Here is a 16,361-nt window from a genome sequence, read left to right on the forward strand (position 1 = left end):
AACTTTTAGGAGTCCACTGTGAAACTGTCACCCGCTTACCGTTTGGCCACTACCATTTTGCACGGCTTTGATGAATATCGCGCCCGCTTTAAAGACATTACGCAGGACGCAAGCCGACGCTTTCGTGACGCGGCGTGGCGTGAAGCGCAGCAAGCCTCGGCTGAACGCATCAACCTTTATGAGGAGAAGGTGGGGGTGACGCTTGCGCGTATGCAGCGCACCTTCGATCATGATGTGCTCTCCCACTGTGAGTGCTGGCGCGAGGCCCGCACACACTATGCGGAGCTTATTAGTCAGCGGCTTGACTATGAACTGGCAGAGACGTTTTTCAACTCGCTGTTCTGTTCCATTTTTCATCACCGTCACATTCGCAATGACTGGATGTTCGTGTACAGCTCGCGGGAAGACGCCGCGCACCACTCAGGCATTGAACTGTGTCGACGTCAACCGGTGAATGGTGATTGGCAGGACGCCCTGCGCTGGGCGTTAGAAGAGGCGCCATTTGAAAACCCCTTCACCGATATTGACCGTGACACCCAGCTAGGGGCGGAGTTTCTGGAAGCACACTTACCCGACGCGATTAAGCATGCTGCTGATGTCGAGATTGAGCTGCTTAAAAACGTTTTTTACCGCAACAAAGGCGCGTACCTCGTCGGACGAATATATGGTGGTGGCGAACAAGTGCCGTTAGTGTTGCCGGTACTGCACGGTGAGGGGTTTGGTGAGGAAAAGGGCGCCGACTCACGCCTGCACCTCGATACGGTCCTTATTGAGTCCGACGAAGTCTCGATCATTTTCTCGTTTACCCGCGCGTATTTTCAGGTCGAGGTCCCGGTGCCCGGGGAATTCGTCACCTACTTGCAGGAGCTAATGCCGCAAAAGCCAGCGGGGGAACTCTACGCTTCAATTGGCTTTTTTAAACACGGGAAAACCGAGTTTTTCCGTGGGCTCAACCGCCAAGTCGCCAAGCGTGAAGATCAGTTTATTATCGCCCCAGGGGTGCGTGGCATGGTGATGGCGGTGTTTGTGCTGCCCTCGTTTCGCACGGTGTTCAAAATTATCAAAGATAAATTTGATCCCACCAAAGAGATGAGCCGCGAGAACGTGCGCGAAAAGTACCGGCTGGTAAAACGCCACGACCGCGTCGGGCGCATGGCCGATACCCAGGAGTTCTCCAACTTCATTGCCCGGCAAGATCACTTCTCACCGGAGTGTCTGGAGCACCTTTTGGAAGTATGCCCATCCACGGTGTATCTCAAAGACGACAAAGTGATCATTAAGCATTGTTATACCGAACGGATGATGACACCGCTGAATATCTACTTGGAAGAGTGCAGCGAAGAAGAGAAACCCACCATCCTCAAAGATTACGGCAATGCGATTAAACAGCTGGCGGCGGCGAACATCTTCCCTGGCGATATGTTGCTGAAAAACTTTGGCGTCACGCGCCACGGTCGCGTGATTTTCTACGACTACGACGAAATCTGCTATTTGACCGAATGCAATTTCCGTCACATCCCAGAGGCTCTGTACCCCGAGCAGGAAATGTCCAGCGAGCCGTGGTACTCCGTCGGGCCGAACGATATTTTCCCGGAAGAGTTTGGACCGTTTCTTTTCGCCAATATGGAACTGCGAAAGCTATTTTATAAGCTGCATCCAGAACTTTTCGACGCGGGCTACTGGCAGGGCTTGCAGCAAGCGATTATTGATGGCCGGGTGATCGATGTGTATCCCTACCGCAATAAGCAGCGCTTTGCAGGCAGCGCTGGGCAGTTAGTATATTAAGGGTTCAAAGCACAAGTGATGGGGGATTCATGGCAAACACGCCGCATCTTGTGGTGTTTAGTGGCTCGGGCATTAGTGCCGAAAGCGGGATTAAAACCTTTCGCGCCAGCGACGGGTTATGGGAAAACCATCCGGTAGAAGACGTGGCCACGCCGAGTGCCTGGCGGCGAGACCCTGAGCGGGTGCTGGATTTCTATAACCTGCGCCGCGAGCAGGTCCGTAAGGCAAAGCCTAATGCTGCTCACAAGGCGCTGGCCGGTCTGGAAAAAAACGGTTTCAAGGTAAGTATCATCACGCAAAATATCGATGATCTACACGAACGCGCCGGTTCCCATCACGTGTTGCATCTGCACGGCGAGATCTTAAAAGCGCGTTCTAGCGTTGATGTGCGGATGCAGTATCGCTTGCCGAAAGGCGGTATCGAAATGGGCGATTTTTGCGATAAAGGCAGCCAGCTCCGCCCTGACGTAGTTTGGTTTGGCGAATCGGTACCGCTGTTCCCTGATGCCTGCGATATCGTCGCCGAGGCAGACTTCCTACTGGTGGTGGGCACATCGCTTGCCGTGATGCCCGCTGCCTCACTCTTGAGGCATGTGGATGACGATACGCCCTGTGCGGTGGTTGACCCTAACGCCGATGAGCTAAGCCCAGCCGGCGTGCTGGCGATCAATACCACCGCGGGAGAGGGTGTGTCCGCCTTGGCGAATCAGTGGAAGAAACAGGGCAATTTGCTGCTGCCCTAGGTTTTAGCGTGCTAAAAACCATGCCTTCATCACGTCGGTAATCTTCACCATGTCCTTTTCCGAAGTAATGTAAGCGGGCATGGTATAAAGCCAGCGACCGATGGGGCGGAGCCAGACGCCGCGTTCGCGGGCGAAGCTTGCCACCCCCTTCAGTTCTTCTGCGAAGTGCGCTTCAATCACCGCCGTGGCACCCAGAACGCGCACATCGGCCACGGCGGAGTGGGCATTCAGCGCCTCATCGTCGAGCAGCTCGCGGCGCAGTATTTGGTTGAGTGCTGCGATCTTGCCAAGATAATCCTCTTCCTCGAACACCCGTAGGCTTTCCAGCGCCACGCGACAGGCCAGCGGATTGCCCATAAATGTCGGCCCGTGCATAAAGGCGTGGTGCTCGCTGTCGCCGATAAAGGCGTTATGAACGCGATCCGTGGCAAGCGTCGCGGCGTGGCCCAGGTAACCGCCGGTCAAGCCTTTGGAAAGCACCATGATATCCGGCGTGACGCCCGCGTGGTCGGCGGCAAACAGCTTGCCGGTGCGACCAAAGCCGGTGGCCACCTCGTCGAAAATCAGCAGTACGCCAAATTCATCGCACAGTGCTTGCGCCCCGCGCAGATAGTCTGGCGAGGTCATATTGAGCCCGCCAGCGGCTTGCAGCAGTGGCTCCATCAGCAGCGCGGCGATCTCATCATGGTGGCGCTCAAGCACTTCACGCAAGGCGCTAAGGTCGTGTTCCACCTGTTCCGGCGTGGCGTCATAAGGGGCGGTGGGTGCCGGGGCAAAATGGTGCTGGGGCAGGAGGCCCGTAAACAGGCCGTGCATGCCTTCTTCCGGGTCGCACACCGCCATGCAGCCGGTGGTGTCGCCGTGATAGGCCTTCATCAGCGAGAGCATCTTGCGCTTGCCGGGGTTGCCGGTGAGCACCTGGTACTGCAAGGCCATTTTCATCGCCACTTCCATGCCCACCGAACCGCTGTCGGAATAGAACACGTGGTTAAGCCCGGCGGGGGTGATGCGTACCAGCTCCCTGGCCAGGCGGTCGGCGGGCTCGTGGGTGAGGCCGCCGAGCATCACGTGGCACAGCTCTCCGGCCTGCTCGCGAATGGCCGCCACCAGTCGCGGGTGGCCGTAGCCGTGAATCATGCACCACCAGGAGCAGGTGGCATCCAGCAGGCGTTCACCGCTCTCAAGTACAAAGTGAGCGCCGTCACCGCCCACCACCTTGGGCACCGGCGTTTGATGTTTGAGATCGGCATAGGGATGCCAGACAGGCGAGGTCATGGGGTCTCCAGTGTGCGTAACGGCGGCAGGGAAAGGTAAGGCTGTGCCGTTTCCGGCGAAGGCTGTTCGAGATGCGGGATAATCCCCAGGCAGGAGGCCGGTAAGGTTTGCTTGAGCACGTCAAGGTTGGCAGCAAAGCGGGTCGACTCAGAAGTAAACGCCGGGTCGACCACGCTGCCTACCCAGCCCGCAATCGTCAGCCCGTCGGCGGCAATGGCCTCGGCGGTGAGTCGCGCATGGTTGAGGCAGCCCAGCTTCAGGCCGACCACCAGAATCACCGGCAGCTGCATGAGGCGGGGAATATCGCAAAAATCGTCGCGGTCGTTGAGCGGTACCCGCCAGCCGCCCGCGCCTTCGATCAGGGTGAGGTCTCGTTGCGTTTGCGCAAGGGTAGCGCCAAGTGTTGCCACGATATCGCTGACATTAAGCGCTTGGCTCGCCTCGCTTGCGGCCAAGTGCGGTGCAATGGCGGGCTCAAATACCCAGGGGTTGACCGTTGCGTAACTGACCGGTGGCATGCTTTGTACCTGCAGCGCCAGGGCATCACTGTTGCGTAGGCCTACGGGCGTGACGCGACTGCCTGAGGCGACCGGCTTCAAGCCCAGCGTGGTGAGCCCTTGCGCGCTGGCAGTCGCGAGCAGCGTGCTGGTAACGAGCGTTTTGCCCGCATCGGTGTCAGTGCCGGTAACGAAGAATGTGCTCATAACGGTTTTTCCAGGTGCAGGGTAAAACACTGGTAGCTGACGGGCAGGCCTTGGGGTTCACGCAGCGTTTCAAAACGCTCGCGGGCAGTCTGCAGCTCGCGACGGGTCAGCCGCTGGGCGTGGGGCCTGGCAACCTGCGCGCCGACGCCTTTGATGGAGGCCATCACAGCGTTCAGATCGGGATAGTGGAAGGTGTGCCGCTTGGCAAGCTGATGAATAGGTGTCAGGCCGCTGTGATCGATAGCGCGCGCCAGTTCATTCCGGTCGGGCGTCTGCAATAGCGCCTCCGGGCGCTGCCAGGCATGGGCGATTTCGGTCAGCGTTTCGGGCAGTAGCGTGGTGAGATGCGCCTGGCCCCCACGTGCAAGCACTCGATGGAGTTCGTTCATCACCGCGCCGATATCGCGGCACCACTGAATCGCCAGGTTGGAAAACACCCGATCAAACGTTCCTGCGACAAAGGGGAGTGCCTCGGCATTGCCCAGTTGCCAATGAATGCGGGGGCCATAGCGCGCCTTGGCTTGGGCGAGCATGCCGGGCGCAATATCCAGCCCTGTCACTTGGGCGCTGGGGAAACGCTGGAATAATCGATGTGTCCAGTAACCGGTGCCGCAGCCAAGGTCCAGTACCCGGCTTGCCCTGCCGGGTAAGGTGCTCCAAAGGGTTTCACCGATCTGCCGCTGGGCGCCTGCCAGAGCGTCATAGCGCGGGGCCGCGCGGGAAAACGCATGCGCGACGCTGGCCTGCCAGCTGGCTGAGTGCGGCGGAGTGGCGGTCGTGCTCATGCTCGCTCCTTGACGGCAAGCGCCGCCTGCGCCGCGAGTGACTCAGCCAGTTGAACGGGCTGGGAGAGCATTGGGCAATGCCCGGCTTTTGCTAGCGTTGCCGCCTTGTCACGGGCCGATGTGCTGACCAGCGGGTCGTGCTCGCCGATCAAACGCGTCACCGGGCAGGGGGCATTGTGTAGACGTTGGCCATTATCGAGGGTGGCAAGCCAGTTGAGCCCCTGAGCCAGCGTGCTGTGGTTGGCGCTGGGGGTATCACCCAGAAGTGCTTGCAGCTGTCGGTGGGCTTGGCGGGCGTTGGGTTCGCCCTGCGCTTGCCAGCGCAAAAAGTGTCGCCAGGTGGCGTGTGGCTCACGGGAAAAAGCGCGCCGAAAACTGGCAAGTTCTGACCAGGTGACGCCATCATCGCTGTAAAACCGCTCGCCCGTGCCGATAAGGATCAAACCGCGCGGTGCGGGGAGATAATCAAGCAGCGCCGTCGCCAGTAGCCCGCCCAGCGACCAGCCGACCCAAATGGCATCAATGGGCAGTTGTTCGGCCATGGTGCTGGCCAGCTGGTCAAGCGTGGCGTTGTCGGGCAGGGCAGGCATATCGCCGTAGCCCGGCCAGTCAACGGCGTGGGCTTCGACAGACGCGGGCCAACAGCTCTCGAGTGGCTGCCAGATGCGTTGATCAATGCCCCAGCCCGAGAGCAATACTAGGCGTTGTGAAGGTGGGCGTGGCATCTTGCCTCCTCGCGCTGGCAGACCTTTAAGCTGTCCAGTAAACGATCGATGTCACTGCGGGTGTGGCGGGCGCTGAGCGTGATTCGCAGGCGCGCCGCTCCGTTGGCAACCGTGGGCGGTCGAATCGCGCCGACCTGTAAGCCATGCTGGGCAAGCGTTGCCGACCAACCGAGGGTGCGGGCTTCGCTGTCCAGCAGCAGTGGCTGAATCGGGGTAGTCGACGCGCTTAGCGGCAGCCCCAGCTGTAACGCCTCGCGGCGGAAGTAAGCGATGTTGGTATTGAGATGGTCGCGGTGTTCGGGTTCACCCTGAACGATCTCCAATGCCTTGAGCGTCGCAGCGGCAATGCTGGGGGGTTGGGCGGTGGTGTACACATAGCTGCGGGCAAACTGGGTGATATGCTCGATCAGCGCGGTATCCCCGGCGACAAAGGCGCCGGCGGTGCCGAGTGCCTTACCCAGGGTGCCAACCAGGACAGGCACCTCAGCGCTGCCCCAAAGAGTGCCCACGCAGCCGCTGCCGCTATGGCCCAGCACGCCAACGCCATGGGCGTCGTCGATCATCAGCCAGGCGCGGTGTTGCTGGCTCACCCGGGTCAGCGCGGCAATATCCGCCACATCACCATCCATGCTGAACACGCCGTCGCTGACCACGAGCTTATGTGAGCACTCGCTGCGCGCGAGCAGGCGGTTCAAGTCGTTGGCATCGCGGTGATGAAAACGCCGCGAACGGGCGCCGCTTAGCGTGGCGCCATCCAGTAGCGAGGCATGGTTGAGGCGGTCTTGAAATATCGCCGTGTCGGCCTCGGCCAATGCCTGCAAAACGCCGAGGTTGGCCATATAGCCGGTTGAAAACAGCAGGGCACGCTCGCGGCCTGTCCAGCGTGCCAGAGCGTCTTCCAGGGCGTCGTGAACCTGCACATGACCGCTTACCAAGTGCGATGCGCCAGCGCCCGCCCCGTAACGGCGTGCGCCCTCTGCCTGGGCTTCACACACCCTTGGGTCCTGGGCCAAGCCCAGATAGTCGTTGCCGGCAAAGTCGAGCGCACCCGTTGCCATGACTCGGCGGGATCGCCAGCGATTTGCCTGCTGGCGGCTCGAGCGGGCATCGGCCAAGCGGTGGTGCCACGCGTCAGACACTGGCATCCACCGCCAGCTCGGCCACGCGTTCTGCGCGGGCGTGTTGTTCAGCCTGTTGTGCCAGGCGCTGGGCGTGGGTCGCGTCATCTTCGCAGGTTTCGCGGCGCTCCGGGTGAAGGCCGAGCTTGGCGAAGAGCGCGCGGTCGATATCGGCTTGGGGGTTGCCGGTGGTCAGCAATGTGTCGCCGTAGAAGATCGAGTTGGCACCAGCCAGGAACGCCAGCGCCTGGGTGGACTCGCTCATCTGCTCGCGACCGGCGGAAAGCCGAACGTGGCTTTGCGGCATCATGATGCGCGCCACGGCAATGGCGCGGATAAACTCGATGGGGTCCAGGTCTTCGACGTTTTCCAGCGGCGTGCCGGGGACCTTGACCAGCATATTGATCGGCACCGATTCCGGGTGCGGCGACAGCTTAGCCAACTGCTGTAGCAGGGCGCTACGGTCCTGGGCGTCTTCACCCATGCCGAGGATACCGCCGGAGCAGACTTTCATGCCCGCGTCGCGCACGGTGGCCAGGGTATCCAGCCGGTCGCTAAAGGTGCGGGTGGTGATGATCTCGCCGTAATAGTCGGGCGAGGTGTCCAGATTATGGTTGTAATAGTCGAGCCCCGCCGTCGCCAGTCGGCTAGCCTGATCACTATCGACCATGCCCAGTGTCATGCAGGTTTCCAACCCCAGGGCTTTTACCTGGCGGACCATCTCTTCCACCAGCACCAGATCTTTATCTCGCGGGCTGCGCCACGCCGCGCCCATGCAAAAACGGCTGGCGCCTGCTTCTTTGGCGGCCTTGGCCTGTTCGACGACTTTTTCAACTTCCAGCAGCTTCTCTTTTTCCAGCTGGGTATTGTAGTGGCCGGACTGGGGGCAGTACTTGCAGTCTTCTGGGCAGGCGCCGGTCTTGATCGACAGCAGGGTCGAAATCTGTACCGCATTGGCGTCAAAATGCGCACGGTGCACCTGCTGGGCCTGAAACAGCAGGTCATTGAAGGGCAGCGCAAACAGCGCGTTGATCTCGTCCAACGTCCAGTCGTGGCGTTGTGCAGTGGTGGTGATGGTCACGGGTAAACCTGTATGATTTTGAAAGTTTACGAGACTCTATCGACGTTGCCTTTTCGTTGTCAACTTGGTTTTTTCATGTAGTTTACGCGAGTCGTCGGTCAGTTGAGTGCATCGGCGCTTTTATCTCCGTCAGCGCCACCAATGTGATTGACCTTGAAGGTAAAATACGTATAATACCCATCCATTGCCGGTGTGGCGGAATTGGTAGACGCAGCGGATTCAAAATCCGCCGCTGTAAAAGGCGTGGGAGTTCGAGTCTCCCCACCGGCACCACTTTAAAATCAGACGCTTAGGCGTCTTTTTTTATGCCTGAAATTTGCCCCAATCAAAGCTTGGTCGCAGATGGTCGCGCCAAACTATCCATTCAGGCTCGGCAAATTGCTGCCGATCGCATCCAATCCTCCATTAAAAAATATGTGGCTGTAGCGGCTAGTGACCAGCAGGCTAGAGTGGCCTACCAGATCCTCGCACCGTGGTCATGTTCTCGCCCGCTTGGGCTAACAGGCTGGCGTAGCTGTGGCACAGGTCGTGGAAGCGCAGATCACATAGACCATCACTGGCCAAGCTAACCTTAGGTGTCGCTTGCGACGGTGCTACTTTATCCCTTAGTTATGCAGTAGTGGGCATTAGGCGAAGCTTGTTAAGTGAATCGGAGCCCTGTTCTTGGAAACCCTCTGTTACTACGTCATTATGACGACGGGCTGGCATGGCGTTTGCCAATTATTTATTCGTTGTGATGAGAGATATTGGCCCATGTGAGGGGACTGGCACAGCGGTGATCCAACCCTTGGAAGGCTAGTGTTTGATGTGACGGCCAAATCGCTTGTCGACGATAAAAGCAGCACCCGCCAGCAGCTGAATAGGATAAATGCCACCTCATGAACGCAGTAGAAATCGAATCCGCAATATCGGACTTAGCACAACAGCCTTTTGACCCGGCTGAGTTCCCCTATGCTTTTCTGGAAGCCTTTGGCAACAAGGCAACCACTATCAAACGGCTGCGCTCGGGTACGTCCAATAAGTCGGACTTTTCCGGTTCTTGGGGCGGGGTATTGCAGACGAACAATATCCATATCGCTGTAGCAGATTCGGGTGCCGTTACCCAGACCCTAGCCGCTCTGAAGGCTAGCCCGGCCACTGTTCGTGCCAAGGCCAAGTTTGTGCTCGCCACAGACGGTGAGATGCTAGAGGCCGAGGAACTGGAAAGCGGCGAGACAGTCGCCTGCAAATATGAAGAATTCCCGGATCACTTCGGTTTCTTTTTGCCTCTGGCCGGTATTTCCACTGTTAAACAGGTACGTGAAAGCTCGTTTGATATTCGGGCGACCAGCCGCTTGAACCGGCTGTATGTGGAGCTTCTGAAGGATAACCCAGGCTGGGGCACGGAAGAGCAGCGCCATGAAATGAACCACTTCATGGCTAGGCTGATCTTCTGTTTTTTTGCCGAAGACACTGACATTTTCGCCGGTAGCGGGCTGTTTACCGATACCGTCTCAGAAATGAGCGCCAGAGATTCTGCCAATACCCATGACGTGATTAGCGAAATCTTTCGCGCCATGAACACGCGGCAAGAAGAGCATGCAGCGGCAAATATCCCCCGTTGGGTAGGGAAGTTTCCCTATGTAAACGGCGGTTTGTTTTCCGGCAGTGTCGACGTGCCGCGCTTCAGCAAGATTGCGCGTTCCTACCTACTGCACATCGGCAGCCTGGATTGGACACAGATCAACCCTGATATTTTCGGCTCGATGATCCAGGCGGTGGCCGACGACGAAGAACGCGGTGCATTAGGCATGCACTACACTAGCGTGCCGAACATTCTAAAAGTGCTGAATCCGCTGTTCCTGGATGAGTTGCGTGAAAAGCTGGAGGAAGCTGGCGACAACTCCCGCAAGCTGCTGAATCTGCGCAACCGTATGGCCAAAATTCGCGTCTTCGATCCAGCCTGCGGCTCGGGTAATTTCTTGGTCATCGCCTATAAGCACATGCGAGAGATTGAGGCTGAAATAAACCAGCGTCGTGGTGAGCCAAACCGGCCTACCGATATACCGCTGACTAACTTTCGTGGCATTGAGCTTCGGGACTTCTCAGCCGAGGTTGCTCGCCTCGCACTGATCATTGCCGAGTACCAGTGTGACTTGCATTATCGCGGCAAAAAGCTGGCACTGGCTGAATTTTTACCCCTCAGCTCTGATAACTGGATTACCTGTGGCAATGCCCTGCGACTGGACTGGTTGAGTATTTGCCCTCCAACGGGAACGGGCGTCAAGCTGCAAGCTGATGATTTATTTGAATTGCCGTTGGATCAGGCACAGATTGATTTCGAAAATGAGGGTGGAGAAACGTACATTTGCGGAAACCCACCGTACAAGGGGAATGCAAGAAAAACCGATGAGCAAAAGGCTGACCTTAAATTCCTTCTTGATGGTAAGTTTGAAAAATGGGGCTTGCTAGATTATGTATGTGGCTGGTTTATCAAAGCTTTTGAATTTGCGAAAACTACCCCCACTAAATTTGCATTTGTTGCGACAAATAGTATTGCACAAGGCCAACACGTTTCTAATTTTTGGAAGCCACTATTTGATAAAGGACTTCGGTTTTTTTTCGCAGTACGGTCTTTTAAATGGTCGAATCTTGCAGCCCATGATGCGGGAGTCACTGTTGTAATTATTGGATCTGATCTCGCCAGGGGGATTGCTTCACTTTTTGACGGGGATTCAAAACTTCAAACACACAATATTAACGGCTATTTATTGCCTCAACAAAATTATTGGGTGTCTGCTGTGGCAAAGCCAATTTCAGGCATACAGCCAATGATTAAAGGGAATTATTACGGCCTTTCAGAGCATTTGTTGATGGATCCGAATAAGATGCTTGAGTTAAAGGCAAGAGGAGTTCCTGAAAGTCATATAAAACGTTTTTACGGTTCCACCGAAGTTATCAATGCCAAAGCTAGGTATTGTCTTTGGTTCGAAGAAGATCCTGAAAACGAGATACTAGAATTGGCTGATCTGCGAGCACGCATGAAAGCTGGTGTCGATAAGAGAAAAAAATCTAAGGATGCAGTTTCAAACGGTATGGTAAAGCGTCCCCATCAGTTTAGGGAGATGAATACTGGCAAACAGAATACTATTGCCGTGCCAGTTGTATCGTCAGAAAACCGAGATTTTCTCCCAGTCGATCTCTTGGGGAAAGACGCTGTTATGTCTAATAAGTGTTTTGCACTTTTTGATGCGCCACTTTGGAATTTTTCATTAGTAGCCTCGCGCCTCCATTGGGTGTGGATAGGTACAGTTTGCGTGCGCATGCGAACAGATTTCAGCTATTCCAATACTCTAGGCTGGAACACTTTCCCTGTTCCTACCCTGACTGAAAAAAATAAAGCCGATCTGAGTCGTTGTGCCGAGAATATTCTGCTGGCTCGGGAAGCACACTTTCCTGCCACAATCGCTGATCTCTACGATCCCGAAAAGATGCCCGAAAATCTGCGAGAAGCCCATGAGCAAAATGATGAAGTGCTGGAGCGCATCTACATCGGGCGTCGCTTCAAGAACGATACCGAGCGCCTGGAAAAGCTTTTTGAGCTGTATACCAAGATGTCCGCAGAGGCTCCCAGCAAAGTGTCTATCAATAAGAAAGCACGGAGGAAGGCATGAGCGACCTAATCCTCTACACCACAGATGATGGCCGTACCCAACTCCACCTTCGAGTTGAAGGCGACAGCATCTGGCTAAGCCAGCTGGAAATTGCCGAGCTATTCCAGACTACTAAGCAGAACGTTTCTCTGCATGCTAAAAATATATTTGAAGACAGTGAGTTACGCCAAGATTCAGTTGTCAAGGAATCCTTGACAACTGCCGCAGACGGCAAAAACTACCGTACCAAGCTGTACAATCTCGACTTGATCCTGGCCATCGGCTATCGCGTCCGCTCGTCTCGCGGCGTGCAGTTCCGTCAGTGGGCTAGCACCCACCTCAAGGAGTTTCTGCTAAAGGGCTTCGTGATGGATGACGAACGCCTGAAGAACCCTGGCGGTTGGGATTTCTTCGATGAGCTGTTGGAACGCATCCGGGACATACGCGCCTCGGAAAAACGCTTTTACCAGAAAGTTCGCGATCTATTCGCCCTCAGTTCTGATTATCAGGCGCGCGAGCGAGAGACGGCACAGTTTTTTGCTGAGGTGCAAAACAAGCTGCTGTACGCCGCGACAGGCCACACCGCCGCTGAGCTGATCTTGAAACGTTCAGATCCCAGCATGCCCAACATGGCGTTGACCAATTGGAGCGGCTCACGGGTGCGGAAGCAGGATGTCATCGTTGCTAAAAACTACCTAACGGCAGACGAGATCGACACGCTAAACCGTTTGGTGGTGATCTTCCTTGAACAGGCAGAGCTCAGGGTGAAGAAGCAGAAAGAGTTGACCCTGGATTTCTGGCGTAACAACGTCGACAAGATGCTGGCGTTTAATGATCAGCCCATTCTCGAAGGCGCCGGTTCGGTTAGCCGCGAAAATATGGAGAAGGTCGCCCGCGAGCGCTATGAGGTATTCGACCAGCAACGCCGCATTGTGGAAGCAAAAGCAGCCGATGCCGCTGACCTGAAGGAAATCGAGCAGCTGGAACAAGACCTCAAATACAAGGGCAAGAAGCCCTGACAGGGATCGCATTATGACGAAGAGAGTACCCTCAGTTTCCGTCTCGTATGCCAGCAATGGCAGTTCTACCAAATCCAATGAACTCGGCATGCGACCCATGCAAGAGCGTGCCTACGAACGGCGAGGCGAACAGTTTCTGCTGATCAAATCACCACCTGCATCAGGCAAAAGCCGCGCCCTCATGTTTATTGCGCTGGATAAGTTGCACAACCAGGGGCTTAAACAGACCATTATCGTGGTGCCAGAAAAATCCATTGGTTCTAGCTTCAATGACGAGCCGCTGAGTAACTACGGCTTTTGGGCTGATTGGCATGTAGAACCCAAATGGAACCTGTGCAACGCACCGGGCACGGACAATGGCGGTAAGGTCAAATCTCTGGGGTCTTTCCTCGAAAGCAGCGACAAGGTGTTGGTTTGCACCCATGCCACGTTCCGTTTTGCGATTGATCAGTTTGGCGTGGCGGCCTTTGATGACTGCTTGATCGCCGTGGATGAGTTCCACCATGTTTCAGCGAATCCCGACAATAAGCTGGGTGCTCACCTGGGTGGTTTCATTAACCGCGATAAAGTGAATATCGTGGCTATGACCGGTTCCTACTTCCGAGGGGACACCGAGGCAGTGCTGGCCCCGCAGGATGAGTCGCGCTTTGATACGGTGACCTACACCTATTACGAGCAGCTCAACGGTTACGAGTACCTAAAGCAGCTCGACATCGGCTATTACTTTTATTCTGGCTCGTACGCTGACGATATCCTAAAGGTGCTTGATCCGGGTGAGAAAACCATTCTGCATATTCCCAACGTCAATTCGCGCGAGAGTTCCAAGGATAAGGTCCGCGAGGTTGAGCACATCATTGACGAATTGGGTGAGTGGCAAGGGACTGACCCGACCACCGGTTTTCAACAGGTGAAAACGCCGGAAGGTCGGTTGCTGAAAATTGCCGATTTGGTGGATGACGATTCAACCAAGCGTGAGCGAGTATCGAGCGCACTGAAAGACCCTGCGCAGAAGAATAATCGTGACCATGTGGACATCATTATTGCCCTGGGCATGGCGAAAGAGGGGTTTGATTGGATCTGGTGCGAACATGCGCTGACGGTGGGCTACCGTTCCAGCCTAACGGAGATCGTGCAGATCATCGGTCGCGCCACACGGGATGCGCCAGGCAAGACACGGGCACGCTTCACTAATCTGATTGCCGAGCCGGATGCCGCTGAGCAGGCGGTGACCGAAGCTATTAACGATACCCTAAAAGCCATTGCTGCCAGCTTGCTGATGGAACAAGTGCTGGCACCGCGCTTTGAGTTCAAGCCAAAGAACCCTACCAGCGGACCGCAAGAGGGATTCGACTACGGTGAAGAGGGCTATGACCCTAGCAAGTGCAATGTGGGTGTTAACGAGGAAACTGGCAAGTATCATATTGAAGTCAAGGGGTTGGTAGAACCGAAGAGCGACGAAGCCGCTCGTATTTGCCAAGAAGACCTGAATGAAGTGATTACTGGCTTCGTGCAAGACAAGACCACCATTGAGCGTGGCTTGTTTGACGAAGAGCTGGTGCCCGAAGAGCTGACCCAGGTGCGCATGGGCAAAATTATCAAAGAGCGCTACCCGACCTTGGACGAGGCAGACCAGGAAGCCGTTCGCCAACATGCCATTGCAGCGCTCAACCTCACCCAGCAGGCCAAGCAACTACTGGCGGGTAGTGAAGCCGTTGATATCGGCAACAATGAGCCAAAGCCGAACACAGCGCTGATAACAGGTGTGCGTAAGTACGCGATGGACGTGCGAGAGCTCGATATTGATTTGATTGATCGCATTAACCCTTTTAGCGAGGCCTACGCGATTCTGGCTAAGAGCATGAGTGAAGACAGCTTGAAGCAAGTAGCCGCCGTCATCTCTGGTAAACGTACCAATCTGACGCCTGACGAAGCCAAAGAGCTGGCGATGAGAGCGTTAAAGTTCAAAAAAGAGCGGGGGCGGCTGCCCTCTATCAGCTCCCAAGATGCCTGGGAAAAGCGCATGGCCGAAGGCGCTTCTGCATTCGTGCGTTTCAAAGACGAGGGGCGTTATGACTGATCTGGACGAATTGCGTTCCGAGCTGGATGAGTTAGCCCAGCCCGAGAAGAAGAAAGGCCTTTCTGCACGTGAAGAACGCATCATCGCTGGTTTTGAAGAGATTCAGCGCTTTGTCGATCAGCATGGCTGTGCCCCGCAGCATGGTGAAGGCAACGATATTTTTGAACGGCTCTATGCCGTGCGTCTTGATCGTATTCGTTCGCTTGAAGAATGCCGAACGCTACTGGTACCGCTTGACCACCAGAGCTTACTTGATAGCGATAGTATCAGTGACGTGGATGCGACAGAGGCGATAGACGATGATGCCTTGCTTACCGAACTTTCTGGCATTTCCGGGGCGTCTGAGCTTACCGAGCTAAAGCATGTGCGCTCCAGTGCCGAGAAGCGTGCCGCTGAAGAGGTGGCTAACAGAGAGAAGTGCGAAGATTTTGCGACCTACCAGCCGCTTTTTGAGCAAGTAGAGGGGGAGCTGAAAAGTGGGCTAAGAACTACGCGACGATTCGGTAAGAATGCAACTATCGAGGTGGGTCAGTGGTTCATTGTAGATGGGCAAACGGCTTATGTGGCTGAGGAGGGTGAAGAGTTTGATTCACCCCAGGGTAAAAAAGATGCCCGCCTACGAGTTATTTTTTCCAACGGCACGGAAAGCAATTTGCTACGCCTATCGTTGGTAAGGGCGCTCTACAAAGATGAAGCCAGCCGCCGTATTACCGAGCCAGATGCCGGGCCTCTGTTTGCTGAACAACATCCCAATGAAAACCGCTTCAGCGAAACCTGGGAAGAAGACGACATTGAAAGCGGCACCATCTACGTGCTGCGCAGCCTGTCAGAGCATCCGTTTGTGGCGGAACATCGAGAACTGATCCACAAAATCGGTGTGACAGGTGGAAAGGTTGAGGCTCGCATCGCTAACGCCGCCCACGATGCCACCTATCTACTGGCTGATGTTGAGGTCGTCGCCACCTACAAACTGGCAGGTATCAACCGTCGTAAGCTTGAAGCACTTTTCCATCGCATCTTTGCCCCCGCACAGCTTGAACTGACTATTCAAGATCGCTTTGGGCATCCGGTTAAGCCACGCGAGTGGTTTTTGGTGCCATTGCATGTGATTGATGAAGCGGTGCAGAGGATTCGGGATGGGTCGATTATGGGTGTGGTTTATGAGCCAGAAACTGCACAATTGATTAGCTAAGCTCGCAAAATAGAAAAGGCATTGAGGCTGCGGTTGATAGATAGCCTTTGTAAGCGATAACTGACACCGCGTCAGCCACCAAATTGGTACCCTGCCTGATCAATAGTTTGAACAGTTGCATGACGTAATAGCGCCGTAGTGACACACCTCCTCAAAGTCGGGCCGGGATTTTATGCGATTGAAGTCCAGACCCAAGTAGGAAGAAAAGCGTTCCAGCAGGCGATA

The 16,361-nt window shown here is 55.6% G+C and carries 12 protein-coding genes and 1 tRNA gene; 7 read left to right on the forward strand and 6 right to left on the reverse strand.

Going from position 1 to position 16,361, the window contains the following annotated elements; translation table 11 throughout:
* Nucleotides 1-18 precede the first annotated feature (18 nt).
* Together aceK and M8006_RS05505 are read left to right on the forward strand one after the other, a co-directional pair.
* The gene (gene aceK / locus M8006_RS05500) at nt 19-1,785 is read left to right on the forward strand and encodes a bifunctional isocitrate dehydrogenase kinase/phosphatase (protein WP_250080459.1); all 1,767 of its coding nucleotides are present in this window, start codon (nt 19-21) and stop codon (nt 1,783-1,785) included.
* A 29-nt stretch (nt 1,786-1,814) separates the two neighbouring features.
* The gene (locus M8006_RS05505) at nt 1,815-2,528 is read left to right on the forward strand and encodes an SIR2 family NAD-dependent protein deacylase (protein WP_250080460.1); all 714 of its coding nucleotides are present in this window, start codon (nt 1,815-1,817) and stop codon (nt 2,526-2,528) included.
* A gap of 3 nt (nt 2,529-2,531) precedes the next feature.
* Here the strand turns inward: M8006_RS05505 and bioA are convergent, their stop codons facing one another.
* Genes bioA through bioB form a run of 6 tightly spaced genes read right to left on the reverse strand, consistent with a single transcriptional unit; the run spans nt 2,532 to nt 8,216 of the window.
* Nucleotides 2,532-3,803: an adenosylmethionine--8-amino-7-oxononanoate transaminase gene (gene bioA / locus M8006_RS05510; RefSeq protein WP_250080461.1), complete on the reverse strand. Its 1,272-nt coding sequence runs from the start codon at nt 3,801-3,803 to the stop codon at nt 2,532-2,534.
* The gene (gene bioD / locus M8006_RS05515) at nt 3,800-4,507 is read right to left on the reverse strand and encodes a dethiobiotin synthase (protein ID WP_250080462.1); all 708 of its coding nucleotides are present in this window, start codon (nt 4,505-4,507) and stop codon (nt 3,800-3,802) included. The genes bioA and bioD overlap by 4 nt, the downstream gene beginning before the upstream one ends.
* Nucleotides 4,504-5,292: a malonyl-ACP O-methyltransferase BioC gene (bioC, locus tag M8006_RS05520; RefSeq protein ID WP_250080463.1), complete on the reverse strand. Its 789-nt coding sequence runs from the start codon at nt 5,290-5,292 to the stop codon at nt 4,504-4,506. The genes bioD and bioC overlap by 4 nt, the downstream gene beginning before the upstream one ends.
* A complete protein-coding gene (locus M8006_RS05525) occupies nt 5,289-6,017 on the reverse strand; it encodes an alpha/beta fold hydrolase (protein ID WP_250080464.1) in 729 nt (242 codons plus the stop codon). Before M8006_RS05525 ends, bioC begins: the two co-directional genes overlap by 4 nt.
* A complete protein-coding gene (gene bioF / locus M8006_RS05530) occupies nt 5,990-7,162 on the reverse strand; it encodes an 8-amino-7-oxononanoate synthase (RefSeq protein ID WP_250080465.1) in 1,173 nt (390 codons plus the stop codon). The genes M8006_RS05525 and bioF overlap by 28 nt, the downstream gene beginning before the upstream one ends.
* Complete coding sequence (gene bioB / locus M8006_RS05535; RefSeq protein ID WP_250080466.1) at nt 7,149-8,216, reverse strand: biotin synthase BioB; 1,068 nt, start codon at nt 8,214-8,216, stop codon at nt 7,149-7,151. The genes bioF and bioB overlap by 14 nt, the downstream gene beginning before the upstream one ends.
* A gap of 186 nt (nt 8,217-8,402) precedes the next feature.
* On the opposite strand from bioB, the gene M8006_RS05540 reads away from it, so the two are divergent.
* The 5 genes from M8006_RS05540 (at nt 8,403) to M8006_RS05560 (ending at nt 16,136) form a co-directional block, all read left to right on the forward strand.
* Nucleotides 8,403-8,489 (forward strand) — tRNA-Leu (locus M8006_RS05540).
* Nucleotides 8,490-9,094: 605 nt separating this feature from the next.
* Entirely contained in the window at nt 9,095-11,869 is a 2,775-nt protein-coding gene (locus tag M8006_RS05545) for a class I SAM-dependent DNA methyltransferase (protein WP_250080467.1), read from the forward strand.
* Nucleotides 11,866-12,867: a virulence RhuM family protein gene (locus M8006_RS05550; protein ID WP_250080468.1), complete on the forward strand. Its 1,002-nt coding sequence runs from the start codon at nt 11,866-11,868 to the stop codon at nt 12,865-12,867. Before M8006_RS05545 ends, M8006_RS05550 begins: the two co-directional genes overlap by 4 nt.
* Before the next feature lie 13 nt (nt 12,868-12,880).
* Nucleotides 12,881-14,944, forward strand: coding sequence for a DEAD/DEAH box helicase (locus M8006_RS05555; RefSeq protein WP_250080469.1), 2,064 nt, complete (start codon nt 12,881-12,883; stop codon nt 14,942-14,944).
* Nucleotides 14,937-16,136: a GIY-YIG nuclease family protein gene (locus tag M8006_RS05560; protein ID WP_250080470.1), complete on the forward strand. Its 1,200-nt coding sequence runs from the start codon at nt 14,937-14,939 to the stop codon at nt 16,134-16,136. Before M8006_RS05555 ends, M8006_RS05560 begins: the two co-directional genes overlap by 8 nt.
* Nucleotides 16,137-16,361: the final 225 nt, after the last annotated feature.

The sequence above is a fragment of the Halomonas llamarensis genome (assembly GCF_023555005.1).
Taxonomy (GTDB): domain Bacteria; phylum Pseudomonadota; class Gammaproteobacteria; order Pseudomonadales; family Halomonadaceae; genus Vreelandella; species Vreelandella llamarensis.